General features: G+C 57.0%; 25 protein-coding genes. 8 read left to right on the top strand and 17 right to left on the bottom strand.

The features are described 5' to 3' along the window. Positions 1–790: 790 nt before the first annotated feature. Together cfa and LY254_RS03695 are read left to right on the top strand one after the other, a co-directional pair. Entirely contained in the window at positions 791–1,996 is a 1,206-nt protein-coding gene (gene cfa / locus LY254_RS03700) for a cyclopropane fatty acyl phospholipid synthase (protein WP_247478994.1), read from the top strand. 49 nt (positions 1,997–2,045) lie between these two features. Continuing rightward, positions 2,046–2,888: an RNA polymerase sigma factor RpoD/SigA gene (locus tag LY254_RS03695; protein WP_071778007.1), complete on the top strand. Its 843-nt coding sequence runs from the start codon at positions 2,046–2,048 to the stop codon at positions 2,886–2,888. 70 nt (positions 2,889–2,958) lie between these two features. Here LY254_RS03695 and LY254_RS13055 read toward each other — a convergent pair whose 3' ends face one another. Beyond that, positions 2,959–3,189 (bottom strand): hypothetical protein, encoded by a 231-nt coding sequence (locus LY254_RS13055; protein ID WP_371820507.1) that lies wholly within the window; start codon positions 3,187–3,189, stop codon positions 2,959–2,961. 174 nt (positions 3,190–3,363) lie between these two features. Continuing rightward, positions 3,364–3,909: an alpha/beta hydrolase gene (locus LY254_RS03690; RefSeq protein WP_247478992.1), complete on the bottom strand. Its 546-nt coding sequence runs from the start codon at positions 3,907–3,909 to the stop codon at positions 3,364–3,366. A gap of 760 nt (positions 3,910–4,669) precedes the next feature. On the opposite strand from LY254_RS03690, the gene LY254_RS03685 reads away from it, so the two are divergent. After that, complete coding sequence (locus LY254_RS03685; protein WP_247478990.1) at positions 4,670–5,635, top strand: sensor domain-containing diguanylate cyclase; 966 nt, start codon at positions 4,670–4,672, stop codon at positions 5,633–5,635. Between the two features lie 57 nt (positions 5,636–5,692). Here LY254_RS03685 and LY254_RS03680 read toward each other — a convergent pair whose 3' ends face one another. Continuing rightward, the gene (locus LY254_RS03680) at positions 5,693–6,148 is read right to left on the bottom strand and encodes an Hsp20/alpha crystallin family protein (protein ID WP_247478989.1); all 456 of its coding nucleotides are present in this window, start codon (positions 6,146–6,148) and stop codon (positions 5,693–5,695) included. Between the two features lie 175 nt (positions 6,149–6,323). Between LY254_RS03680 and LY254_RS03675 the strand changes: the two genes are divergently transcribed. The 4 genes from LY254_RS03675 (at position 6,324) to LY254_RS03660 (ending at position 8,651) form a co-directional block, all read left to right on the top strand. Further along, the gene (locus tag LY254_RS03675; protein ID WP_247478987.1) at positions 6,324–7,562 is read left to right on the top strand and encodes an RtcB family protein; all 1,239 of its coding nucleotides are present in this window, start codon (positions 6,324–6,326) and stop codon (positions 7,560–7,562) included. Between the two features lie 432 nt (positions 7,563–7,994). Further along, entirely contained in the window at positions 7,995–8,222 is a 228-nt protein-coding gene (locus LY254_RS03670) for a hypothetical protein (protein WP_247478985.1), read from the top strand. A 57-nt stretch (positions 8,223–8,279) separates the two neighbouring features. Further along, positions 8,280–8,417: a hypothetical protein gene (locus tag LY254_RS03665; protein WP_247478983.1), complete on the top strand. Its 138-nt coding sequence runs from the start codon at positions 8,280–8,282 to the stop codon at positions 8,415–8,417. Between the two features lie 87 nt (positions 8,418–8,504). Next, positions 8,505–8,651, top strand: coding sequence for a chlorophyll a/b-binding protein (locus LY254_RS03660; RefSeq protein WP_247478981.1), 147 nt, complete (start codon positions 8,505–8,507; stop codon positions 8,649–8,651). Positions 8,652–9,477: 826 nt separating this feature from the next. Here the strand turns inward: LY254_RS03660 and LY254_RS03655 are convergent. After that, positions 9,478–9,624: a hypothetical protein gene (locus LY254_RS03655; RefSeq protein ID WP_232197321.1), complete on the bottom strand. Its 147-nt coding sequence runs from the start codon at positions 9,622–9,624 to the stop codon at positions 9,478–9,480. 290 nt (positions 9,625–9,914) lie between these two features. Here LY254_RS03655 and LY254_RS03650 point away from each other — a divergent pair, with 290 nt between their 5' ends. Continuing rightward, positions 9,915–10,538 (top strand): response regulator transcription factor, encoded by a 624-nt coding sequence (locus LY254_RS03650; RefSeq protein ID WP_247478979.1) that lies wholly within the window; start codon positions 9,915–9,917, stop codon positions 10,536–10,538. Here the strand turns inward: LY254_RS03650 and LY254_RS03645 are convergent. The 13 genes from LY254_RS03645 to LY254_RS03585 form a co-directional block, all read right to left on the bottom strand. Continuing rightward, positions 10,471–11,592: a HAMP domain-containing sensor histidine kinase gene (locus LY254_RS03645; RefSeq protein ID WP_247478977.1), complete on the bottom strand. Its 1,122-nt coding sequence runs from the start codon at positions 11,590–11,592 to the stop codon at positions 10,471–10,473. The two genes, LY254_RS03650 and LY254_RS03645, sit on opposite strands and share 68 nt — an antisense overlap. 962 nt (positions 11,593–12,554) lie before the next feature. Continuing rightward, positions 12,555–13,532, bottom strand: coding sequence for a hydrogenase expression/formation protein HypE (gene hypE, locus LY254_RS03640; RefSeq protein WP_247478976.1), 978 nt, complete (start codon positions 13,530–13,532; stop codon positions 12,555–12,557). A 57-nt stretch (positions 13,533–13,589) separates the two neighbouring features. Then, positions 13,590–14,642 carry a hydrogenase formation protein HypD gene (gene hypD, locus LY254_RS03635; RefSeq protein WP_247478974.1) on the bottom strand — a complete coding sequence of 351 codons (1,053 nt, stop codon included), beginning with the start codon at positions 14,640–14,642 and terminating at the stop codon, positions 13,590–13,592. Between the two features lie 16 nt (positions 14,643–14,658). Continuing rightward, positions 14,659–14,850 carry a HypC/HybG/HupF family hydrogenase formation chaperone gene (locus tag LY254_RS03630; protein WP_010317651.1) on the bottom strand — a complete coding sequence of 64 codons (192 nt, stop codon included), beginning with the start codon at positions 14,848–14,850 and terminating at the stop codon, positions 14,659–14,661. A gap of 60 nt (positions 14,851–14,910) precedes the next feature. After that, on the bottom strand, positions 14,911–17,217 hold the full coding sequence (gene hypF / locus LY254_RS03625; RefSeq protein WP_247478970.1) for a carbamoyltransferase HypF: 2,307 nt from the start codon (positions 17,215–17,217) through the stop codon (positions 14,911–14,913). Continuing rightward, positions 17,201–17,896, bottom strand: a complete 696-nt coding sequence (gene hypB / locus LY254_RS03620) for a hydrogenase nickel incorporation protein HypB (protein ID WP_247478967.1) — start codon at positions 17,894–17,896, stop codon at positions 17,201–17,203. Before hypB ends, hypF begins: the two co-directional genes overlap by 17 nt. Next, positions 17,896–18,237 carry a hydrogenase maturation nickel metallochaperone HypA gene (locus tag LY254_RS03615; protein ID WP_247478965.1) on the bottom strand — a complete coding sequence of 114 codons (342 nt, stop codon included), beginning with the start codon at positions 18,235–18,237 and terminating at the stop codon, positions 17,896–17,898. Before LY254_RS03615 ends, hypB begins: the two co-directional genes overlap by 1 nt. Continuing rightward, positions 18,230–18,697, bottom strand: coding sequence for a hypothetical protein (locus LY254_RS03610; protein WP_247478964.1), 468 nt, complete (start codon positions 18,695–18,697; stop codon positions 18,230–18,232). Before LY254_RS03610 ends, LY254_RS03615 begins: the two co-directional genes overlap by 8 nt. Then, positions 18,694–20,166 carry a Ni/Fe hydrogenase subunit alpha gene (locus tag LY254_RS03605; RefSeq protein ID WP_247478962.1) on the bottom strand — a complete coding sequence of 491 codons (1,473 nt, stop codon included), beginning with the start codon at positions 20,164–20,166 and terminating at the stop codon, positions 18,694–18,696. The genes LY254_RS03610 and LY254_RS03605 overlap by 4 nt, the downstream gene beginning before the upstream one ends. Beyond that, positions 20,159–20,719 carry an oxidoreductase gene (locus tag LY254_RS03600; RefSeq protein WP_247478960.1) on the bottom strand — a complete coding sequence of 187 codons (561 nt, stop codon included), beginning with the start codon at positions 20,717–20,719 and terminating at the stop codon, positions 20,159–20,161. The genes LY254_RS03605 and LY254_RS03600 overlap by 8 nt, the downstream gene beginning before the upstream one ends. After that, the gene (gene hoxU, locus LY254_RS03595; RefSeq protein WP_247478959.1) at positions 20,716–21,432 is read right to left on the bottom strand and encodes a bidirectional hydrogenase complex protein HoxU; all 717 of its coding nucleotides are present in this window, start codon (positions 21,430–21,432) and stop codon (positions 20,716–20,718) included. Before hoxU ends, LY254_RS03600 begins: the two co-directional genes overlap by 4 nt. After that, entirely contained in the window at positions 21,429–22,985 is a 1,557-nt protein-coding gene (locus tag LY254_RS03590; protein ID WP_247478958.1) for a NuoF family protein, read from the bottom strand. Before LY254_RS03590 ends, hoxU begins: the two co-directional genes overlap by 4 nt. Beyond that, a complete protein-coding gene (locus LY254_RS03585) occupies positions 22,982–23,419 on the bottom strand; it encodes an NAD(P)H-dependent oxidoreductase subunit E (protein ID WP_247478957.1) in 438 nt (145 codons plus the stop codon). Before LY254_RS03585 ends, LY254_RS03590 begins: the two co-directional genes overlap by 4 nt. Positions 23,420–23,476 lie beyond the last annotated feature (57 nt).

Genomic DNA, 23,476 nt, shown 5'->3' with positions numbered 1-23,476 from the left:
ACATCTCCACTGTGATCCACATTCACTCCTGAAAGATTCACAAACAGTGGAATGCCCCGGGCCGGCACTCACTCCAACGTTGGGTGCCAATTCCATTCCGAAGAGAGGCGGAATTGCTGCCAATGCTGGCCTCGCCAAGCTCCAGGGGAGTAGGGCGAGCATCAAGAGCCATTCAGACGGATCTAGGCGGACGCAGCGGACAAAGCTTCTGATGCAGAGATGGCGTAAAGGCATGGAGGAATTGGCAGTGGAGTGCGTTGGAGGGTGGAACTGACGACGCAAGACTCAAACTGTGACTAGGTGCCGCATTCTGTTCGTCTGGATGGGTATTAGCGACGGTATGCATGGAAGCGATCGCGAGCTCAAAAACCAGTAGAACTGTGCATCTAATGAGGCGGAGTGCGGCAGTCCTCAGTGTTCAGTCTCTGGGTTATCGCTCGTTCTATCTTTGTCTTAGGGTTCATTGGCATCTGCCAGTCTGTTCTCTCGCTCCACAATCTCCATTTGATGTGCGATGCTGCACAAATGGAGCAATTCAGTTGATTGACATGATTGTCAGCATCAGTTTTGGCAGGTTCAGAAACGACTCTGGCAACGATGCCCCTATAGGCAGATGGATGTCATACAAGTCAAGAGGCCTGTGCTCTTGATCCTTGATTCAATCAACAATGCACCGAAATAGCAGTATGCGGGCGCCTGCGGCAATCTGACTGGATCGTGCAGCAGATCAGATCCTCAGTCAGATGTCAGCACAAACCCTGGATTACCTGGGAGCTCTTGATCAGAGTTCATGGCCATTCCTGCCACCCTGCTTGCCGCCACTGGTGCAGCCGATGTGCAGTTTAATGGCGACCGTCCCTGGGATCTTCAGGTGCATCGGCGACAGTTCTATGGAGAACTCTTGAGAAATGGCTCGCTCGCCCTTGGTGATGGCTATGTGCGCGGCGACTGGGACTGCGAGCACTTAAGTGAAATGATCTCCCGGCTCCTGAAGTCGGGTGCGAATCGTCCTCTCGCTCTTCAGGGAAGGCTGGTTGAATCCATTCAATGGTTGTCTGATCAGATTCTAAATCCGCAAGGAATTACTCAATCACTGCGAGTGGGGCGTCGCCACTACGACATTGATCCACGCGTTTATGAAGCAATGCTTGGTCCCTCGATGGCCTATAGCTGCGGATATTGGCGACATGCCACCAATCTCGATGATGCCCAGGAGGCAAAGTTGCACCTTGTCTGTAAGAAACTAGAACTCAAGCCGGGTGATCGTCTGCTTGACGTGGGCTGTGGATGGGGAGCCCTAGCTCGGGTCGCCTCACAGCACTACGGAGCAGAGGTGGTGGCGATCACTATCTCCAACAGACAGGCAAGCTATATTCGAGAGAAGTTCTCTGATGCTCCAATCACAGTTGGAGTCTGTGATTACAGGAGTTTGCCTCAACTCAATCTTGAACCCTTTGACAAGGTGGCATCGATAGGCATGTTTGAACATGTCGGACGTCGTAATGACCGGACATTCCATCAGGTGATGAACGATTGCCTGAATCCAGAGGGGTTGATGCTGTTGCACACGATTGGTTCTGCTTCAACGACTCATCGCACCGATCGATGGATAGATACTCACATCTTTCCTGGAGGACGACTCCCCTCGGCAATGCAACTCTGCAAGGGACTTGAAGGGATTCTGCTGATAGAGGACTGGGAATCTTTCGGACAGGACTATGAGCGTACTCTTCTCTCTTGGTGGGAGAACTTTGAATTGGCATGGCCAAGACTCTGTCAGGAGATAGGGCAAGACTTTTACCGCTTCTGGCGCTACTACTTGCTGAGTTGTGCGGGGTACTTCCGATCAAGGCAGGGACAGCTCTGGCAATTGGTTCTCAGCAGAGCTGACCGACAGAGCACTTATCGATCCATTCGCCCAAGTTCTGATGAATGGATCTCGACATCTTCGCCGCAAGATGCAGCAGACTCTGGGCAAGAGTGCTGCATCAATTGAATGCACTCAACCTAAGGGATGAGGATGTAGAGCCTTCATCCTCTCTTGTATGAGTGATGCATTCGGTGACTACTTGCGTCAAATCGGTCGTATCCCCCTTTTGACCCCTCAAGAGGAAGTTCATCTGGGAACGATCGTCAGGCAATGGAAGGATGACGAAAAGCCCTCTGCTGCCCTCGAGCGCAGAGGACGCAGGGCTTTAAAGCGGATCGTTACAGCAAACCTGCGGCTCGTCGTCACCGTCTCAATGCGCTATTCAAGACGCCTACAGCATCTTGGTTTCGATTCCATGGATCTTGTGCAAGCAGGAAATCTTGGATTGCTAAGAGCAGTTGAGAAATACGATCCTAGTCGAGGGTACAAGTTTTCTACGTACGGCTATTGGTGGATTCGCCAGTCGATTCATCGCTATTTGCAAGAACACAATGGAAGTATCCGTCTCCCAGTGAATGTTGTTAATCTGGCGACGCGTGCAGCTTCTATGCAAAGTAATAGCAGAACATACTTGTCTGTTGATGAGATGGCTCGCCTCTTGGATGAGTCGCCTCAGCGTTTGCTTCATGCAATCAATGTGCACTACCGTAGCAACACCTTGTCTCTTGATCAGCAAATTGCAAGTGCCGACGGTGCAATGACGATTCTCGATACCGTAACCGATAAAGAAGAGATCGAAATTCATGACGACTACGCATGGATGTATAGCCTTATGCAGCATCTGTCTTGCCCAGAGGCAGATGTTATCAAGCTGCGCTATGGCGCAGAAGACCAACCTTCCTTCGCCGAGGTGGCAAGAACGATTGGACGCACAAAAGACCAGGTCCAAAGACTTGAGCGAAAAGCTCTTGCAAAGCTCAGGACAAGACTGACCCCAGTCCTCTTCCCTATTGGTTAGGAGAGCTGCCTCATCGGCTGAGTCTCCCTAGAGAAGCCCCGGCTACGGAGGTAGCCGGGGCAAGCTGTGTTTAATAGGAACGAGCTTTCAACTGAGGTCGTATTCCGTTGAGCGCTTGGCTCGGTGGATGGCCTTGAGGCTGGTTTGGCACTCTTTGTTGATGTGCACCTTTCAGGGACTCCTCTAATAGAAAAGCGCACAGGTTTGACACTGACCGCCCCTCTTCCTCTGAGCGATTCAATAAATCCTCGTGAACATTATAGCTCAGCGTAATTGAAATGCGCCGGGGTTGACGCTGCATTACGCGAATACGGTCATTCATTTGGAATTTAATGTTGAAGGACTGAGCAAGACTGGGTAAAGAGAAATGATTGTTTCTCTATACCAAGATTAATGCAAGAGTCTGATCCGGGTTGCAGGTGATCGCCTCGTTTGTTTCGCATATCTGCTGCAGCGCGGAGACGAACGCCGTGCATCACATTTCCTGCAGCATCCACTCTGCTGTTAAGTCTGCGACTAACTCCGTCGCTTTGGGTTCCGCTAGAAGATCGCTCATCTCTTGGAGAACGGCCAGTTCGTGCTTAGCCCTTAAGAAGCTCGTGGCCCAGGCATTCAGCTCTAAAAGGTCCACATCCAGCTTGCCTACTAAAAGTAGGATCGGGCATTCCAGAGTGGCCAATGACTCGAATGCCAAGTCAGGACGGCCAGCACAACTGACAATTGCGGCAACTCTCCCTGGCTCTCTCACTGCGGCCTCAATGACGACTGCTGCACCGCTGCCTGTTCCCAGTAGCCCTAGAGGCAGTGCAGAGAGCTCTTGATTTCGACCGATCCACTGGAGCGTGCTGACTAAGCGATCTGTCAGTACGTTCAGATCCCATGGAATCTCGTTCGTATGCCCTTCCGCATTCAGCAGGAGATTGACCTGAAGAGTTGATAACCCCCGTTCGGCTAGCGCTCTTCCGACCTTTCTGCTTCTAAACATCTGCCGGTTGCCTCCAGGCCCATGAACCAGCAGCACCAGTCCTAAGGCTCGTACGGGCTGCTGTAGGACAGCATTGAGATCACCGTCAGAAGTCGGAACCTTTAGCGGCTTGGAGACAATGTCAATTGCCAGCACCACAACAAAATTAGCGGATCTATTCGTGTCCTACTGCGTACTCCTTCTGCTTAGTTATGCGGATCTGCTGCAAAGTTGCTACGACCTACCTCGCAATTGTGCATTCTGAGGACTAGTCGATGTGGCTTGCCTCATCCTGGCGCACCTTTGCCTCCTCATTCTTGCGATTACTCCCCTTGGCTTTCACTCTGTAGTCACAGTAAGTGATCTATTGCATTTATCTTCACTTTATCTTGTTGTCCTCTCACCCAATCTGCTGCTGATCTGACGCACTACGTCATCGGCTCTTGAATCAACATATTGAATGTACGCCGTACTTACCACTTGTTGATCTGACAACCAAGCGCCCTGATCTGCATGGGTCGATTTCCTTGGCTCTTGACAATGAGGAGGACTCCTCTTGCACTTCATCACTGGAAAATCAAATCATGCTGTCTGCACATGTTGTCCGACTAACTCCTCTCAGGCTCTTCGCAGCAGTGGATCTCTCCTGTTTGGATAAACCTGTACTGCAGTTTGCTTCTACTCCACAGTTGCTAGGCCTATCTCAATGGCCTTCTCTTCTTGTTCTGAGTGTCTTTTTTTTAGACATGACCTGCTCAGTTGCTGGCGGGGTCCTTCATGAGAGTGGCTCACGATGACCCCTTATCCCGACTTTCCCATGCCAGTTGATGAGGATCAGAGGTTGCGCGATCTTCAACGCCATGACCTCCTTGATACCCCACCTGATCCCCATCTTCAGCGGTTAGTCAAGCTAGCCGCTGACGTGTTTCAGGTGCCCATCGCTTTGGTCTCCCTCGTTGATCAGAACCGCCAATGGTTTCTGGCACGTTATGGTCTCAACGCTACGGAGACCCCACGGCAAGCTGCTTTTTGTGCACACGCCGTCACCCAGAATTCAGTCTTGCTCGTACCCGATGCACTTCAGGACGATCGTTTTTCGAATAATCCACTGGTTTTAGGAGAGCCCTATATCCGCTTCTATGCAGGCGCACCTTTGCTCTCTCCTGATGGGCATAGGCTTGGCACGCTCTGTCTGATTGACCGTGACTCTCGTCCATTCGATGATCATCAGCAGACGATGCTGCAGCAAATGGCTGAACTTGTCATGCGTGAGATTGAACTCCGTCAGCAGAGTCTGCTTTGCCCTGTCACCCATCTTTTTACTCGCAATAGCTTTTTCCACCTCGCATCAATCGAACTGGAGGGGGCTCGTCGTAACGACATACCCCTGGCTCTTCTGAATCTTGATATCGATAACTTTAATCAAGTGAACAATCGCTGGGGCCACCAGGCTGCGGATCAGGTCCTTCTTGACGTTTGTAACTCCGTTAAGCAGCATCTGCGAATCGAAGACTTATTCGGACGGATTGTCGACGAAGAGCTCTCGGTTTTGTTTGTGAACGCCGATGAGTGTCATTCTCTTGCTCTGTCCGAATCAATACGACATGATCTTGAGATCCTTCCGGGCATCTTCGATCATTCTGATTACCGGCCACGAATCAGTGGAGGTCTCGTCAGCCTCTCTCCAAACGACAATGAATTTGCGGATCTCTTCGGTCGTGCTGATCAGGCTCTGTCAATGGCCAAAGGAAATGGCAGAAACCAGATCGTTCGGATTATTTGACGATCGATGGAGTGGCCGATGGTTTTGATTCTCGACCACTCGCTTTGACGATCAACTCTATTGATGCTTTGACTCTCCTATTGTCACCGGAACTTTCTGTGTTCTAGGCTTTTCAACATCACTCTTCTTGGCAATCGTTACGGTCAACTCTCCATTTTCGTAAACAGCATTCACGGTATTGCCGTCTGCATCTTCCGGTAACGAAAAGCTTCTGCTGAAGGTGCCATGATATCGCTCAAGGCGGTGAATCCGAGACCGGCCTTCTAAGCTTTCACGTCCACGCTGGCCTTGGATGGTCAGCATCTCCCCTTCGATGCCCACCGACAGTGCTTCCTTGTCTACGCCTGGCATGTCGGCCTTGATCATATAGCTGTCGTCGCTTTCATGGATATCCACGCGTGGTCCAAACCCGCCCAGTGGTAGTGCAGGTGTGAATCGTGCATTCGACCAATTCAGAGCGCGATCAACGATATTCTCAATGTCCATCAATGAATCCCACTTGGTCAGATCCACTTGTTCCTCCAAGATGCAAGTATTTGCCTGACCAGGCTAATTCTCGATTACGAGTCTCATTCAGTTATTCGCTTATCTGCTGCAGAACCTGCCCTAATCTGCTTCTGATGTGTTGCGTACACATTTTAGTCACTGCTTTTCGATCACTCTTCCATGTGTTGGTTGGACGGCTTTGGTGGATCTCACTCATTGGAAGCAGATCGACCAGTACTGCTGGTCATATTCCGATGCTGGTTCGTTCCCACTGATCGCCTATGGCGACCAGCAGTGCCTTCTCCGCATGCATCCTCAGGTCCTTGAGCAGGCTTGGACTCTGTCTCAATTGCCTGGTCTTTCAACCTCTGTGACTCTGCTTCCCGATGCCCATCCAGGGTTTGCAATGCCCAACGGCTGTGTTGTCGGTTTCGATGCCAATCATGGCGGTGCGATCCTTTCTGGTGACATTCACCTTGATCATGCCTACGGCGTTCGCTGCCTAAAGACGGGGCTCCAACTCTCGCAACTTGAGCCAAAGCTTGAGTCCCTCTCTGAAACGTTGCAATCGGGACTAGCTGCAGGATTGATTCAACGTGGTCTCGCCCATTGCAATCAAGACTCTTTTGATCTGATGTTGCGAAGTGGAGCCCATTGGGCTGTAGAGGAGGGTTGGGGTTTTCTTGAGGATCTTCAATATTGCGAACATCAAGGCTTGATGCCTTCTGCTGACCCAGGCGCAGTGTCCGCTCATGCAAAAGACTACGTACGACAGCGTCTAAAACATTTTGGAAATGGCAACCACCATGTAGAGCTTCACGTGGTAGAGGATGTCTATGACCTAGCAACCGCATCCCATTTCGGCTTGCACGTCACCTCTATCGTTGTCGTGATCGAGGCTGGTTCAGCTGGCCTCAGTCAACAGACCTGTCGAGACAACCTTTCCGCACTGCATGGTCTGACCTGGACACCTTTGCACTCAGAGTTAGGTCACCAGTTGCTCGCCTCCATCCACGTTTCTCTTAATTGCGCTCTTGCTTATCGACAGATCCTGACGCACCTAGTCCGAGATGTTTTTCGCCAGTACTGGCCTGATCTCTGTCTGCCCCTACTTGTTGATGCTTCGCACAACAGTGTTCAGGAGGAATCCCATCTTGTCGGTCATGACCCCCGTCATCTTTGGGTGCAGCGACAAGGTTCCACTCGTGCTTTCGGCCCCTGTCATGGCCACGTCCCAGATTTGTACCGTCAGGTTGGTCAACCAGTTCTCTTGGGTGGGGGAATGGGATCTTTTACTGAGGTTCTCTGCGGTGTTGATTCATCTGAACAGAGATCATTGTCGACGAGTTGTTGGAATATCAATGGATCGCTCCTTAGCGAGAAGGCTGGCTTGGTTAGGCGTGTCGCACGTCTAAGGCCCCTGCGTTGTATTCAAGGTTGACTCACACGATTGAACTACTCTGAGGCCCTGTTGATTCGCTGCAATCTTTGATCGCTCTTGCTGCAACCACTGCCCGTCGCACTTCCTACCCGTCAGCCTGACGTGACGTCTACCCTCTGCCTCCTTGTGTAGAACCTTTTGAAAGGACGCACGCTCTTTTAAAACTCTCTCTTAAGTCTTGGTGCCAGTCCATTCTTCTTGATGACCTTTCTCGCTGATTCTGGTTTCCCCCTGCATCTTCAATCCATTATCTCCTCTCCTGCGTTTCTCTTTTGATGTCTCTTTCTTTGTCTAGCTACCGCCGCAATATGACCTTTGCCGGCCTCTCGACCTCCTGCATCAGGCTGCATCACCTAGCATCACCATGCATCGCTTAGCTTCCCAGTGGCCGACACATCTGTGCCTGCTATGGGCGATCGAGGACGGCCCCCGTTGAAAGCAGAACCTCGCAAGCAGCTTTCGATGGTTCTGCCGCCAATGCTGCTTAATGCCATCAAGCAGCGCTCCAGAGAGCTCAGTCTCACCGTGACTGCGTACATCATTCAGCTTGTGCGGCAGGACCTCAACTGGAGCGGCATGGGTGATCCTTCCACCCAAGAACGCTTGGACCAGATTGAGCAACGGCTCCGGTCGCTAGAGCATCACGATCGGGATCTATAGAATATGTAGACCCATGCTTGCTGCTTGCGCATGCCCCGGGCAAACCCGCAAAAGAATGTGCGTGCTTGCATCAGCATCCGTTCGGACATTCACGAACGTCTATCGACCCTGGCGGAGCAGGAGGGCCGCAGCTTCAGCAACCTGTGCGCCTATTTGCTTGAGCAGGCGATCGACAGTCTGAATCAGGACGATTGAGTTTGCGGCACCTTTGAGTCATATTTGCTTTCTCTTCCGTCGAGTTCAAGAATGTTGCTTTGATTGAGTTGGTTTCTTCATTGCCCAATGAACTCAATTCGCAACTGGGGTTTTACCGCCGAGGCCGAACTCTTGAATGGCCGTCTCGCGATGCTTGGTTTTGTGATTGCGATCGCTACCGAATTGCTTACCGGCAGTGGTGTCGCCCATCAGTTGAGGGCTCTATTGCCTTAGTAATCTCTCCTGACGACTTGCGTCTCTGATGTGTTGCCTCTTTTGAGTGTCACATTCGATTATTGCTTACGCCAATACCAAATCTGCTTGAACGATGGACAATACCGATTGGGAAGTTGGATTTAGGGGGCTTGACTTTGATGAGCTCCTCAAAAACGACCAAGCCGCTTCAACGCTTTGGTTTCTCGCAGGCTACCTCAAGGGTGTCACTGACTGTAATGGTCTTCGCGATGGCGAACGTTGCATGGTGCACGAACCTGATGGTGAGCCTGGTTGGAGTCTTAGTACCTCTCGCTGATCGTCCCTTCTCTTTGACTTTCAGCTCATAGCACGTTGGCTCCATCTACCTACCGCTTTGTCATCCCCTATTCACCATCAAATTCTTTTGTCTAGGAATGACCTCACTGCCTGTCACGACATCCTGCTATTCCCTCCGGATCTCTTCTCTTCAGGGGCAGCTGATTCAACTTCTCGAGGAAGCTCGTCTCCAGCACTGTGCTCCTGATCGCCTCGAAACCTTGCAGGATCAGATGAAGCCCCTTTACCGATCTCTTTGGGCCATCTACTCAGAACTCGAGCAGGACGACCCTTGAATGATCGATGCCTCAGGTTCATGTGTGCAGCTGGCTTCTCGAGTTTGTTTGCTCAGCCGAGCCATCGACGATTTACGTCTTTCCCCATTCCTTTTGGAACGTTCGCTTAGTCGCGATCCCCGATGGCAGCTCTACAAGGAATTCTGTTGCCATCAGATGTTGTCGTTCCCTTACTTTCTCTTGCGTTGGTTCAACGCTTGAGTTGGAAATAGCCACGGGTCGTCTGGCCTCGATCAATTCTCGTGATCTTCGAGTGCATTCTCGAGTAAGTATGCAGCCAGGTTGCTGAGGGAGCGTCCCTCCTGCTGGCTGCGATCAACAAGTGCTTCGAGTGTCGAGTGAGCCACGGTGATTGTCAGCCGTTGACTCGATCGAAACATTAGGCGTTGGTGCTCGGCATAGATCGCCATCTGCACCTCCTTAAGACTTTCTTTAGTCTGGCTTTGTTGATATTTCCTGTTCAAGGTCCCAATTCAGGGCCACCTGTATTGGGACCCCCCTCGCAGCAGACTGCTGCAAATCTTTTTGGGTGATGGGCTGCCTACTGCCCCGTGATCTCTCTGTTCTCACTCAATTGTGCCATTCTCCTCGTCTCCGTAAATCATCCCACTATTGGGACATGACATCTGGCGCCTGATGGTGTTATCTGATACCGAAGTGCACCCCAATCTTGGACGTTATTGTTCTCGATGACCACCAGATGGTTGGTCAGGCCATAGCTGGGATCCTTTCAGAGGTCGCTGGCTTTAATGTTCTCGGGGTTAGCTGTACCGTTGATACTGCCTGCGATCTGATTCGCGCCTCTCCTCCAGATCTTCTTGTTATTGATGTCCAGCTTGGTGGCGATTCCTACCGCCCCGCTGCGGACCTCTTGCTTCAGCTTAATCCCAACGCGGCGCTCCTTTTTGTGACTGCCCTGGCCGAAGAGTTTCTGGCGCCAACGGATCTACAGCCTTTCACAATCGGCATTGTCAATAAGTCACAGGCTTGGGACTCCATGCTCGAGGTTCTCCAGTCATGGTGGCGCCACCGAACGGATGATCTCTATTTGCCTTTGCCGGGATGCGAGCAGCATCTTAGGGCGATCACTACCTTGAGCCCCAGGGAGCAGCGTGTCATCGAGGCCCTCGGCCGAGGCCTCCTTAATAAGGAAATAGCAGTAGAGCTCAATCTGTCATTGGCTACCGTTGAGACTTATCGTAAAGGTGTTGCTTCTAAGCTCGGAATCAGTGGTTCTGAACTTGTTCGGATTGCCACGCTTTATCGTTGTTGGCGCTGGGGGCACATGGATTAGCTGGAAGACTCAGGCATATCTGTGCACCGCCAAGTTGTTTGGAGCTGCCCAGGATGAGCTCCCCGCTGTGCCCTAAAGCAATTGTCTCTACACACAAAATTCCAACGCCCATCCCACTGTCGCCCTTGCTCTCAAGGAGTAGTTCCTGACTTCTCTTGCTTGGCAGTCCCTTCCCGCTATCGGCGACCTGCAACAGGACATTGCCTCTCTTTCGAGTAACCGAGACTTGAATCCTACGTTTTCGTCTGTAGTTCTTATTGGCGGCATCGCTTGCATTCTTCAGTAGATTATCGACCGCTATTAGGAGCTGATCCTTGTCCCCGTGTACACATTGATGGTTCATGCTGCGTTTGAACTCAATATCGATCTTGGTATTCTCTTCTTTGTGCTTCCACCTTTTTAAGCGGTTTTCAACCAAACTTGTTACGTCGACTGTTTCGAAACTCTTCTTGTCCTCTCGCAATAGGCGTGTGACTGTTCCCACCAGCTGATCGACCTCCTCGGCGCTTTGCTGGATTTGTCTGATCTCTGTTCTGACTTTTGTTGGTAAATCAGATTTCTGTGCTGTGCGGAAGCACAGTAATTTGCACTCAATAATTACGTGACTCAGCGGTTGCCGTATTTCATGAGCAAGTATTGAGGCTCTCAGGCTTTGCTCCAGCTTTGATTGCAGGCGGCCTTGCTGCTTCACCTGCTCGGAGTGCTTCTGCTCCAGTTGGCTTCTCAAATATGCAGCCCAGATGCACACCGCGTCCAATACAAGCCGGCGCAGGACCAACAGAGTCCATTCGTTTTGCGTTAGGTCGATTTCCTGAGTGATCAGGAACGATCCTTGCATGCCCATGGACGCAATCAGGAGAAGGCTTTCCTGCCAATGGTTCAGCACCAATATCCCTGCAACTGCTACCAAGAACGCCCATGGCGGTGATCGCAGAGCGAAGTCACTCAGGTAACGGCTGTCGACCTGGGTGTGTACCAGTACCGATGTGCCAAGAAGAACCCCTGTTATTCCCCAGCCGTTTTTAGCTGTTCCCCGTAGCCCTGCCGCAGACATGGCATCCCTTGGGTGCGTCTACATCCAATCTGCACCACCGCGGGACCTGCCGCCACGGCAGGCTCCCCTGACGTCGCTGCCTTTCCTTGAGTTCGATCGCACCGCAACGGTTCTTGGTGATCAGCGTCTTCCTGGACGCCCTGTTTGGAGCGCCCCTGTTTGTGTCCCACGGGCTCTGTGGTTTTCGTCATTGAGGCCGATCGGGGCCGTCTTTGACCTTCTCCATTTCAAGTCGACACTGCTTCCTTGTTGCCCGTTTGTCTTGACTAGGAAGGACTCTATGTAGCCGCGGTGGTGAATGCTATGGCCTGTCTTTGTGACGTGATGGTGGTAGTCGCACAGGTTCGTTCTGTACATGAGCGATCCTCTCTCGACTTCTTTCTAGTCATTGACCGCCCTCTTTCTCCTCCCCTGTATCCGATCTCCCGCGCCATCGAATCTGATTTGCTGCACCTTCGTCTTCTTGGCCTTCGGACGTGCTTTTGCCTGGCCCAGCCCGGGCAGTCTTGCACGCGTTCTTCTGTTTCTTGGTTTCATTCTTCGCCTCGCCTATTTCCTTCCGGAATCGCGGCATCATTGCGGCGTTGAGCGTTACCTTCTGCTCGCTTGTGGTCAGCTTTTCACTTCTTCTTTGATGTTGGTTGGCACCACGCTTCTTTCTACGCTGCGTCTACGACTCCTTCCTCGGCCAATGCCTGGCTGAGTTTCTTTAGCAGCACCCCCATCCACGGTTGCCATACCACCCGGCCGTAGGGGTGCTTTATTGGCCGATAACGTGATCTCGCCTGGATTGTGTTGAAGAGTAGTCGCGCTTCCTGTTTGTTGAGCTGCACTGTGATCGGTCTGTCCACGAGGTCCTTCAAGCATCACTCAAGTGTGACTTTGATTCTTTGCTCTTTTCGTTTTTGATCACATCTGCATTGCATCTGCAGCCGATCTCTCCGTTTCACGTCCCTCTGCGCTCAACAGATTCTCGGTATCTGCTCCCCTTCAGCGAGAACCACTGGGCAATTCACCCCCAGCTCGCTGATCAAGCTGACCGGATAGCGCACGTCTAGAGATGATCCATCGGCCCATCTCTTTCCAACCGTGCCAACCCTTGCTGCTTCTGGTTGATATCGCTGAAGCACCGTCAAGGCAAGACCCACCTGCCCGGCAGGGCAGATCACCAGCATCCGACCCTCGTTCGCCATTGCTATTGGATCGAGCCCAAGGACCTCGCAGGCCGCGTTCACGCTTGGATGCACTGGAATGCGCTGCTGCTCGAGCTGCAGGGTGCACTGACCACTTCTTGCGATCTCATCGCTTGCACTCGCCAAGCCCCCCCTCGTCAGATCACGAAGGCAGTGCAGCTCCACTCCGGCTGCCAGTAGCTCCATCACCGGCTCCAGCAGGCAGGCCAGATCACTCTCGATTGGGCTCCTCAAACCCAACTCAGCGCGCGCCGACAGCACGGCTACTCCGTGGCGCCCAAGGTCGCCACTGACGATGACGGCATCACCTGGCCTGATGGCGCTTGGACTGATGTTCAGCGGGTGTTCCACCACTCCAATGGCTGTGCTGTTGATGAACAACCCATCACCCTTTCCCCGTTCCACCACCTTTGTGTCTCCGGTGATCACCTCCACGCCGATGCCTCGGCAGGCCTCGCCCACTGAATCGATCACCCGAGCCAGACAGTCGACTTCAAGACCCTCCTCGATGATCAGCGACAGGCTCAGGGCGAGTGGTCTTGCCCCCGCCATGGCCAGGTCGTTCACGCTTCCATAGACCGCAAGTCGTCCGATGTCTCCCCCGGGGAAGAACAAGGGCCTCACCACATAGGAGTCTGTGCTGAACGCCAGTTGCGGGCCGGGTGTGTAGAGGAGTGCCGCATCATGCAGGACGTTCTTCTGGTGGCCGAGCTTTGGCACCACCAACTCGGTGATCAGCTCCCGCATTAGGCGGCCGCCACCCCCATGCCCCATCTGGATTCTTCCGTCGGGTGGCTGCATCGCTCAGTGATGAAACCTGAAATAGGCGGCACAGGCCCCCTCGCTTGAGACCATCGGTGCCCCCAATGGGTGAGCGGGAGTGCAGGCGTCTCCAAAGCTTGGACACTCGCCTGGCCGCATCAAGCCCCTGAGAACCTGACCACTTGGGCATTGCCCATTGCCGTAGGGCTGTCCGTCCAGCTCCTCCGGCTCCATCGCCAGAGCTGAATAAGGGTCACGCAACCGATATCCGCCTTTGCCGATGACCCCGAGACCTCGCCACACCCTGTCGACGGGTTCAAAGACGGTCTCAATCAACCGGCGAGCGTCCCTGTTCCCCCCCTGATCGACGACCGCCTCGTAGGCATTCCTGAGGTCATGGCGTCCTTCCTCCAGCTGCTTGATGCAGCACAAAATCCCTCGTAGCAATGCCTCCGGGCTGAACCCAGTCATCACGATCGGGCGTCTGTGTTGCGCCGCCAGATCCACGTACTCAGCCTCTCCCATGACCGCACAGACGTGTCCAGCAGCCAGTAAGCCCTGCACAGTGCAGGCCGGGTCCCCGAGCAATTGATCCAGTGCTGGCGCAACCCGGACATGGGCCATCAACAGTCGAAGATTCGTGAGCCTCTGCTTATGGGCCTGTTGAACCAGTAGGCCCGTCGCGGGGGCCGTGGTCTCAAAGCCCACCGCCAGAAACACCACCTGACGATCCGTTTCCCGCCTTGCGATCTCCAGCACATCAAGGGGGGAGTAGATCACGCGTACATCGGCACCTTCCGATCGGCACCCCAGCAGATTGCTCCCATCGCTACCAGGCACTCGAAGCATGTCGCCGTAGGAGCAGAGCGTGACCTCAGGCTTTTTGACCAAAGCAATGGCCTGATCAATGCGTTCGCTGTCTGTCACACAGACCGGGCAGCCAGGCCCGTGGATCAGCTCGATCGAGTCCTCCAGCAGCCGATCCAGCCCATGGCGCAGTAGGGCATGGGTCTGACCGCCGCAGACCTCCATCACTGTCCAGCGCTGGCTGCAGCAGCCCCGTATTTGCTCGAGCAAAGCGACGCATTCACTCATCTGCCCAGCTGCAGCCTCATCGCTCCGGCTCCATCACCTTCAGAGCCACCCCGACATGCACCAGCAGCTGGTCCCCGATCTGAGCCGTCGGGACGCAGGCCAGGCTGACCTGGCGCAGGACCCCTGCAAAGGAAACATCCCCCACACGCCAGAGGGGGTCGGGGTGGTGATTGCTGCTGACTAACTCACCAGCGACGGCCAGGCACATGCCTTCCTAGTGGCGTTCAGCTCGTTCTATATGGGGTTTTGGCGCCCGTTGGCCGCTGCCTCAGATCTGCGGCACAGCCAGCAGCTGACCGATCGGGAGGCTGGCGTCATTGCAGGGCAGTTGCTGACACCAAAGCGCACGGACACCGACCTGTTGCAGGCCCAGAACGCAACGTTCCAAGAGCAACTTGTTCTGGAAGCAGCCCCCCGCCAGAAGCAGTTGATCAACGCCCTGGGACTGCGCCAGGTTCACGACCGCCTGGGCCAGGCTTTGGTGAAACGCCAGTGAGAGCGCGGCCGGGGAGATGTGCTCCCCCAAGCCATTCAGAACGGCCTCGAGCAGTGGCGCCCAGTTCCACACCCAGATCCCTTCAGCGGCAGACCACTCCAGCGGCAGGGGGTAAGTCGGCGAGGCCTCTCCCCTCTCCAGTGCCTGGGTCGCCAACCCCTCGAGTGCCATCGCCGCCTGGGCCTCGAAGCTGCAGGTTTGCTGCACCCCAAGCAAGGCCGCGAAGCCATCAAACAGCCGCCCCATGCTGGAGCAGCGATGGCGATTCACACCGCAGACCAGGCTCTGTTCCAGTAGCGCACGATCCGCCTCAGGGAATGCGGACCACCAGGGCGTCTCCAGTGGCTGCAGCCTGGCTCGCCAGTTGGGTCCATAGGCCTCCAGCAGCATCCCCAGGGCCGCCCTTCGCGGTTCCCGTAGGGCGCGCTCGCCTCCTGGCAATGGGAATGAGCGAAGGGTGGCGACCCGCCGGTAGCCGTCGCCTTCAAGCTCCAGGGCTTCCCCGCCCCAGATCGTGCCGTCATCTCCAAGTCCAGATCCATCCCAGGCCAGTCCGCATTGCGCTCCGCTCAGGCCGTGTTCGGCCATCACCGCCAGCAGATGGGCCTGGTGATGCTGCACCTGCAGTCGCCTCGCTGGAAGGGACTGGCTGAGGTGTTCGGCGTAGGCACTGGAGCTGTAGCTCCGGTGGCGATCACTCACAATCCACCTTGGAGTGACGGCGTGGCGCCGCATCCAGGTGCGGCTAGTGCTCTCGAAATGCTCGGCACCGCAGCGACTGGAGAGATCACCAAGATCGGGGCTCAACACCCGATGCGTCTTCAGCTGTAGCGCAAAAGCACCTTTGACTTGTGCACCCACGGCCAGTTGCACCGGAGCGGAGCATGGCTGGGCTTGGGTTGGAAGGGCGAGGGGCGCGAGACCACGCCCGAGCCGCAGCACTAGGGGGGCACCGGCGGCCCAGCGCATCACGCTGTCGTCGATGCGGTTGACGATGCGCAATCCATGACTCAGCACACCATCCGCCAGGGAGGCGAGCAAGGCCTCATCGGCGTTGACATCGGCCGCAATCGGCTCCCCGGAACGATTGGCGCTGGTGCAGACCAAGGGGGAATCAACGTGCTCGAGCAAGAGCTGTTGCAAGCCACTGGCCGGGCGCATCACCCCCAACCAGGGACTTGATCCCGCCACCCGTGCATCCACACCAGCATCAGGGCTACGGCGCATCAGCACGATCGGGGCGAGAGGGGACTGCCAGAGCTCCAGTTCAGGCTCTGATGGTCGACAGATCTCCTCGAGCGCTACTCTGCTGCTCAGTAGGGCCAGGGGTTTTTCAGGCCGCCCCTTTCTGCTCCGCAGCCTGGCCAACGCTTGGCCGTGGGTTGGATCAGCCAGGAGTTGAAAGCCACCGACCCCCTGCAGGGCGAGGATGCCGCCTGCCCGCAGTAGCTGCGTCGCGGCCTGCAGGCCTTCCCCGTAGTCCGCAATCCTTTGGTTCCAGCTCAGGCTTGGTCCGCAGGCCGGGCAGCTAATCGTCTGAGCATGAAAGCGGCGGTCCTCGGGATTGGCGTATTCCGCAGCGCAGGTGGGGCACGGCGGGAAGGCGGAGAAGCTGGTGTTGTCCCGCTCAAACGGCAACGTCTGCAGGAGGCTGTAGCGCGGTCCGCACTGGGCGCAACTGATGAAGGGATAGCCGAAGCGTCGGTTGCTCGGATCCAGAAGCTCGGCCAGGCATGCCCTGCAGAGGGCCAGATCTGGTGCGATCAGTGCCGAGGAACCCGGTGACGGCTGGGAGGGCACAATCCGGAACGGTCGCTTGCCGCAGGGGATCTGCCGCCAACCCGGCTGCACCTGGTCCATCCGACTGTGTGTTGGGGGATCCCTCAGCAGCTGTTTGAGAAACACCTCGAGTTGAGGCCTCGAGCCATGCAGCTCCAGGATCACGCCGCTTGTGTTGTTAGCGACCCAGCCACCCAGCCCCAGTCGTGTGGCCCTGCGATGGATGGCCGGGCGAAACCCAATGCCCTGCACCCGCCCACTGAGCTGCAGCTGCAGCGCCCACTCAGTTCCGCTGCTCATCCTGCAGCCAGGCCATGACAGCCTCTACCCCGACTCCCGATCGAGCAGAGATGGCAAAGACCTCTGCCTGGGGAGCCGTGTCCCTGAGATTGGCGAGGGCGGCGCGGCGATCAAAGCCCACCACCTCCTCCAGGTCGATCTTGTTGATCAGCACTGCATCGACACTTTTGAAGAGGGTCGGGTATTTCAGGGGTTTGTCCTCACCCTCGGTGACCGAGATCAAGGCGATCCGCAGGTGTTCCCCCAACGCAAAAGCCGTGGGGCAGACGAGATTGCCGACGTTCTCGATCATCAAGAGATCCATCCCCCTGGTCTCCAGCTGATCAAAGGCGCGAGCCACCAGATCAGCCTCCAGATGGCAGAGATCGCCTGTCTGGATCTGCACAGAGCGTGCCCCTGCACTCTTCAGACGCTGGGCGTCGTTATCGGTGGCCAAATCGCCAACGATCACCCCGATGGGTGGTCGCGGCCACTGGCGCGCCAGCTGCTCGAGCAAGGCGGTCTTGCCTGATCCCGGTGCGGAGACCAGATTCACCGCGAGCAAACCGTGTCGCTCGAAGTGGATTCGGTTGTGCAAGGCCTGTTGCTCATTGCGCTCCAGCAGGTTGCGTTGGAGAACGATCCGCGTTGGCTCTGGTGTGAGTGGAGCACCCTGCTCACAGCCGCACTGGCCACACATCAGGAGACCTCCATCGAAACCAGCTCAAGCTCGCGGCCCTCGAGAACGTCGATGGAGAGCGCACCGCAGCGGCTGCACTGATGAATCAGATCCGTTGGCCGAAAGGCCTCGCGGCAGTGAGCGCAGAAACAACGGGTTCTCACCACCTCCAGCTCAAGACGAGTGCTGCTCCAGGGGGGGGCTGTCGCCACCACGGCAAAGGCCTGACGCAACGCTTCCGCATCCACGCCGGAGAGGTTGCCGATTCGCAACAGGAGCGAATGGATCGTGCTGGCTCCCTGATCCCTGGCCGCCTGTTGGGCGATGCGGCAGAGCTCATCGATCAGCGCTAACTCATGCATGACCTGATCCCCAGGCGCGGACCAGGGGCACGGCCATGGCCGCTGCTGTTGAGGTCAAGGGGGAGAGTTCCATTCCATGCTCCCAATGCAGGGAGGGGATCAGTAGCTGCCAGGCCGGTGGTCGCGAGCTGTACAAGGCCTCAGCCAGGGCCAAGAGATCGTGGGGGGTGCCCTGATGGCTCAAGGACGTCTTCGTCAGGGGGAGGCACCCCAGGGGCTCGAGTTGGGGAGAGGACCAGCGCGAACATCGTTCGGGATCGATGGTGGAGTCGATGAACAACACCCGACTTGCGGTGGCAATCGGCTCCGCAAACTCCGGCATGAGCTGGTGGCTCGCAATCACCCGGCAGGGCACCGCTAACTCGTCCTGCAGGGCAGCAGCGATGCGATAGCCGGCGCTGTCATCACCCCTCTGCAGGTTGCCGATGCCAATCACAAGGGGCTTCAGCGCAGTGCTCATTCGCGTGTCAGCTCCTGGAGTAGATCTCCCTCTGCACTCAACAGCTGCACCTGCAGGGGCATGGCTCCTGCGGCATGTGTGCTGCAGGACAGGCACGGATCGAAGCAACGAATCCCCGCTTCGATGCGGTTGAGCAGTGCCTCGTTGAGCTGGGCCGCCTGGGTCTGCGTTGGGGTGAGGTAATGCCTGGCGATCTGGGTCACCGTGCGATTCATCGCCCCGTTGTTCTGGCCGGTGGCAATGATCAGATTCACCTTCTCAATCAGCCCATTGGCATCCACCCGGTAGTGGTGCAGCAGGGTGCCGCGGGGTGCCTCACTCACGCCCACGGCCTCCAGGCAGTTGACCTCTGCTCGGGCGCGCACGTGGGGGGAGCACAGCTCGGGATCATCCATCAGCTGCTCCATCTGCTCAAGGCAGGCCAGGATCTCCACCAAGCGAGCCAGGTGATAGAGGAACGAGGCCGTCACCACGCGCCCCCCCCGTTGGCGGAACTCCAGCAACTCGCGATCGGCCCGTTCCGTGCCAATCCGCGTGCAGAGGTTCAGCCGGGCCAGGGGGCCGACGCGATAACTCCCGGCCTCCAGGCCTAAGGGCCGGTAGTAGGGGAATTTGAGGTAGCTCCAAGGTTCCACCGCTTCGGCGATGAAGGAGGCGTAGTCGTCTTCCCGCAAGCCATCGGCAAGCACGCCACCTTGGCTATCGATGACCCGGATGCCCTGGCAGAGGGATCCACTGGTGTGCTCCCAGCGATCGCCATGGCCGATCAACCCCACAAAGAGCGAGGGAAAGTGGCCAAAGACCTCGAGTTCTTCACGCAGTTGACGATCGAGCAACTCTTTGAACACCCTCAGCCCCTGCTCGACAACGGCGAAGGCCTCGGGCAGTCCGGCTCGGATTTGATCGCGGGTCTCGATCGCTAACGGGCTGCGTACTCCCCCCGGGACGGCCCAGGCGGCATGGATTTTGCGCCCCCCCAAGGCCTCGATGACGCCCTGGCCGAATTGACGTAGGCGGATTCCACTGCGGGCCAGATCAGGGTTCGCCGCGATCAGACCAAAGATGTTGCGTCGTGCCGGATCACTGTTCCAGCCCAAGAGGAAATCGGGACTGCTGAGGTGAAAGAAGGACAGGGCGTGCGATTGGGTGATCTGCGCCAAGTTCATGAGGCGGCGCAGCTTCTCCGCCGTAGGGGGGATCGAGACCCCGAGGATCTTGTCTCCGGTTTTGGCTGCGGTCAGCAGATGACTGACCGGACAGATCCCGCAGATCCGGGCCGTGATGGCGGCCATCTCGGTGAAGGGTCTGCCCTCGCAGAACGTCTCAAAACCGCGGTATTCAGTGACGTGGAAGCGGGCCGTCTCCACCGCCCCCGAGGCATCGAGCTGGATCGAGATCTTGGCGTGACCTTCGATTCGGGTCACTGGATCGATCTGAATCCGGCGCCGTTGCTGGCTCGCTTCAGCCAAAACGGATCTCCCGGTTGGCCTGGAGCGGAGGCCGCTGATCCTGCAGCAGTGCCTCTAGCGCTGATCGGATCTGCGCCGCACTGGGCGGACATCCCGGCAGGAACATCTCCACGGCGACCAACTCATGGACTGGCAGGACCCGATCGAGGAGCTCAGGGATGAGACCTGGTGCATGGGGGCGTTGGGCGCTGCTGTCGGCTAGATCCAGGTAGCCGCGCCGGAGCACGGGATCGGCGCCCTGGAGCATGTTGCGCATCCCTGGGACGTTGGCCGTGATGGCGCAATCGCCAAAGCTCACCAGGATTTGTGAGTTGGCCCTCACCTGCAGCAGCAGTTCCAGGTTGTCCTCGTTGGCGACCCCTCCCTCCACGAGGGCGATGTCGACATTTGTGGGATAGAGCTTCTGGTCCGATCCCACCGGGCTGTAGACGATGTCGGCTTGCTCGGCGAGCTCCAGGAGCCATTCATCGAGATCGAGAAACGACATATGGCAGCCCGAACAACCCGCCAACCAAACCGTGGCCAGACGCTTGCGGGGGGAGGAGGTGCTCATGGCTGCCAGTGCTGATGGGTGCGTGCCTCGACCAGGGCCTGGAGCCGCTCTGGATGACCGTGCTTTTCTGCGCTGTTGTCCCCCTTGTGGAAGAGGGCACCGGTGGGGCAGACCTCCACGCACTTGCCGCAATCGGTGCAGGCCTGGACCTCCCCCCAGGGCTCAGCCAGGCCGGAGATGATCTGGCACTGCTCGCCCCGCCAGCCCACATCCCAGACGTGGGCGCCCTCCACTTCATCGCATACCCGAACGCAACGGGTGCAGAGAATGCAGCGGTTGTGATCCAAGCCAAATCGCGCGTGGGAAAGATCCACTGACCGCTCTGGAAATCGATAGGGGAGGCGGCTGTGATCCATGCCCACCTGCACCGCCAGGTCCTGAAGTTCACAATCCCCATTGGCGACACAGATCGCACAGACATGGTTCCCCTCGGTGAACAGCATTTCGATCACCGAACGTCGGATCTCCTCCAATTGCGGGGTGTTGGTCTTGACCCTCATCCCCTCCTGCACACTGGTGACACAAGCGGCCTGCAGCTTCTCTGTTCCTTCCAGCGCCACCAGGCAGAGACGGCAGGCCGCCACCGCTGACACCCCCTCGAGAGCGCAAAGGGTGGGAACGGAGAGGCCCTCGGAGCGGATGGCCGCCAAGAGAGTCGTTCCGGATGAGACCGCTACATCGCGGTCGTCAATGCGCAGGGTGACGATGCTCATGGGCGCCGGTCCCTCTGCAGCAAGGCGAGAAAGTCGCCCCGGTAATGACGCAGGCTGCTCAGCACTGGATTGGGCGCGTTTTGGCCCAATCCACACAAACTGGCCTCTTTAACGGTGTGGCAGAGGCTCTCCAACTGGCTTAGGTCGGAGCTTGTCCCATGGCCGGCCAGCAGCTTGCGCAGCAGCATCTCCAGCTGGACCGTGCCGCAGCGGCAGGGGATGCATTTGCCGCAGGACTCTTCTCGGCAGAAGGCCATAAAGAAGGCAGCCAGATCCACCATGTCGGTGGTGTCATCCATCACCACCATCCCGCCCGAGCCCATGATCGTGCCGAGCTCACGCAGGCTCTCGTAATCCACAGGGGTGTCCAGGTGGCTGGCGGGAACACAGCCCCCCGATGGCCCTCCGGTCTGGACCGCCTTGATCTGATGGCCGTTCTTTGGGCCACCGGCCATCGTCTCCACAATCGTGCGCAGGCTCGTGCCCATGGGCACTTCGACGACTCCACTGCGTTGCACGTGGCCTGTCAGGGAGAAGACCTTGGTGCCTTGGCCGTAGGCCTCCAGTCCCAGACGCAACAACGCAGGGATGTTGGCGAAGGTTTCGACGTTGTTAATCAGTGTGGGGAATCCATGGACCCCTTGCTCTGCCGGAAAGGGCGGACGGGGTCTGGGCACACCCCGCCGTCCCTCGATCGAATGGATTAAGGCGGTTTCCTCTCCGCAGACATAGGCGCCGGCTCCCACGCGAAGCTCCAGATCAAAACGGAAGCCGCTAGCGCCCACCGAGCCACCAAGCCAACCGCTCTGCCTGGCCTGCTCGATTCCCCGCCGCAACCGCTCAATCGCCAGGGGGTATTCACCGCGGACATAGATCCATCCCCGCTCTGCCCCCACAGCGAAGGCTGCAATCACCATCCCCTCAAGCAGGGTGTGGGGGTCTCCCTCCATCACCGTGCGATCCATAAAGGCACCGGGATCGCCCTCATCGGCGTTGCAGACCACGACCTTGGAGTCCCCCGGCATGGCGGCGACGGCGGCCCATTTCAAACCCGTGGGATAGCCGGCGCCTCCGCGACCCCGTAGCCCGCTGCGCCTGACGCGCTCGATGATGGCCAGGGGATCGTTCTCCTGCAGAACCCACCGCAGCTGGAGGTAGGCACCGGCTGCCTCGGCCTCCTCCAATGACTCGGGGTCAATGCGCCCGCACTGCGCCAGCACCAGGCGCCGCTGCAGGGCGAGGAAGGGTTCCTCAGGCAGGATCTCTCGACTCCCGGAGGGTTGCCATCCGATCAGGGCACCGCGACTGAAGGTTGTCTCAAGCTCCGTCGGGAGGGACTCCAGCGCAGAGTGCTCAAGAGCCATCAACCGGGATCCAGCCTCGGTATCGATGACCATCAACGGCCCCTCGCTGCAGGGGCCCAGGCAGCCGACCCCTTTGACCGATAGGCCTGCTTCATCCTGGCTGGCGACGGCAGCGCAGTGCTGCAGCAAGCCCTCACTCCCTCGGCTGCGGCAGCTGGTGGACGTGCAGAAACGAAGGCCGCTTCTCATGGCTCCAGCTTTCGAAGACCAGCAAGGGCTGTGGCACTGGTCTGGTGAGTCCAGATGTCGCCATCGACAACCAGCAGTGGTCCTCCACTGCAGCTGCCGATGCAGCGCACCGAGCCCAGCTCGCACCAGGGCTGCTTGAGGGTCGTCTGGAGTGCCTTGAACAGGATGCCTGCGCCCTGGACATGGCAAGCCGTGCCGGTGCAAACCAGGCACTGATGCCGAGGAGGAGGACTGAGGCGAAAGAGGTGATAGAAACTCGCCGTGCCCTGCACGCGGCTCAAAGGCAATCGCAGGAGACCGGCGACATGGCGCAGCAGGCTGGGGCTGAGGTGGCCATAGATCTGTTGAGCGGCGGCGAGCACCTCCAGCAGGGCCTCGGCTTGGTAGCCGTGACGCCTCAGAACTGGATCTAACGCATCAAAAACAGGCGACATCGCCCCAGCTCGCTCATCTCCGCAAGGTATTGAGGAGATGACTGGCGAACGGCAACC

This window comes from Synechococcus sp. NB0720_010, from assembly GCF_023078835.1.
Taxonomy (GTDB): Bacteria; Cyanobacteriota; Cyanobacteriia; order PCC-6307; family Cyanobiaceae; genus Vulcanococcus.
Note: the sequence above shows the minus strand (reverse complement) of the source record. Positions and strands in the feature narration are given on the sequence as shown.

Bases quoted from the DNA above. Each gene is read 5' to 3' on its own strand.
- LY254_RS03685 (WP_247478990.1), top strand. From the start codon at position 4,670: ATGCCAGTTGATGAGGATCAGAGGTTGCGCGATCTTCAACGCCATGAC.
- LY254_RS03630 (WP_010317651.1), bottom strand. From the start codon at position 14,850: ATGTGCCTGGCCGTCGCTGGTGAGTTAGTCAGCAGCAATCACCACCCC.
- LY254_RS03585 (WP_247478957.1), bottom strand. From the start codon at position 23,419: ATGTCGCCTGTTTTTGATGCGTTAGATCCAGTTCTGAGGCGTCACGGC.
- cfa (WP_247478994.1), top strand. From the start codon at position 791: ATGGCCATTCCTGCCACCCTGCTTGCCGCCACTGGTGCAGCCGATGTG.
- LY254_RS03695 (WP_071778007.1), top strand. From the start codon at position 2,046: ATGAGTGATGCATTCGGTGACTACTTGCGTCAAATCGGTCGTATCCCC.
- LY254_RS03655 (WP_232197321.1), bottom strand. From the start codon at position 9,624: ATGTTTCGATCGAGTCAACGGCTGACAATCACCGTGGCTCACTCGACA.
- LY254_RS03610 (WP_247478964.1), bottom strand. From the start codon at position 18,697: ATGAGCACTGCGCTGAAGCCCCTTGTGATTGGCATCGGCAACCTGCAG.
- LY254_RS03615 (WP_247478965.1), bottom strand. From the start codon at position 18,237: ATGCATGAGTTAGCGCTGATCGATGAGCTCTGCCGCATCGCCCAACAG.
- LY254_RS03660 (WP_247478981.1), top strand. From the start codon at position 8,505: ATGAACTCAATTCGCAACTGGGGTTTTACCGCCGAGGCCGAACTCTTG.
- hypD (WP_247478974.1), bottom strand. From the start codon at position 14,642: ATGAGTGAATGCGTCGCTTTGCTCGAGCAAATACGGGGCTGCTGCAGC.
- hypE (WP_247478976.1), bottom strand. From the start codon at position 13,532: ATGCGGGAGCTGATCACCGAGTTGGTGGTGCCAAAGCTCGGCCACCAG.
- LY254_RS13055 (WP_371820507.1), bottom strand. From the start codon at position 3,189: ATGCAGCGTCAACCCCGGCGCATTTCAATTACGCTGAGCTATAATGTT.
- hypF (WP_247478970.1), bottom strand. From the start codon at position 17,217: ATGAGCAGCGGAACTGAGTGGGCGCTGCAGCTGCAGCTCAGTGGGCGG.
- hypB (WP_247478967.1), bottom strand. From the start codon at position 17,896: ATGTGTGGCCAGTGCGGCTGTGAGCAGGGTGCTCCACTCACACCAGAG.
- LY254_RS03600 (WP_247478960.1), bottom strand. From the start codon at position 20,719: ATGAGCACCTCCTCCCCCCGCAAGCGTCTGGCCACGGTTTGGTTGGCG.
- hoxU (WP_247478959.1), bottom strand. From the start codon at position 21,432: ATGAGCATCGTCACCCTGCGCATTGACGACCGCGATGTAGCGGTCTCA.
- LY254_RS03590 (WP_247478958.1), bottom strand. From the start codon at position 22,985: ATGAGAAGCGGCCTTCGTTTCTGCACGTCCACCAGCTGCCGCAGCCGA.
- LY254_RS03645 (WP_247478977.1), bottom strand. From the start codon at position 11,592: ATGTCTGCGGCAGGGCTACGGGGAACAGCTAAAAACGGCTGGGGAATA.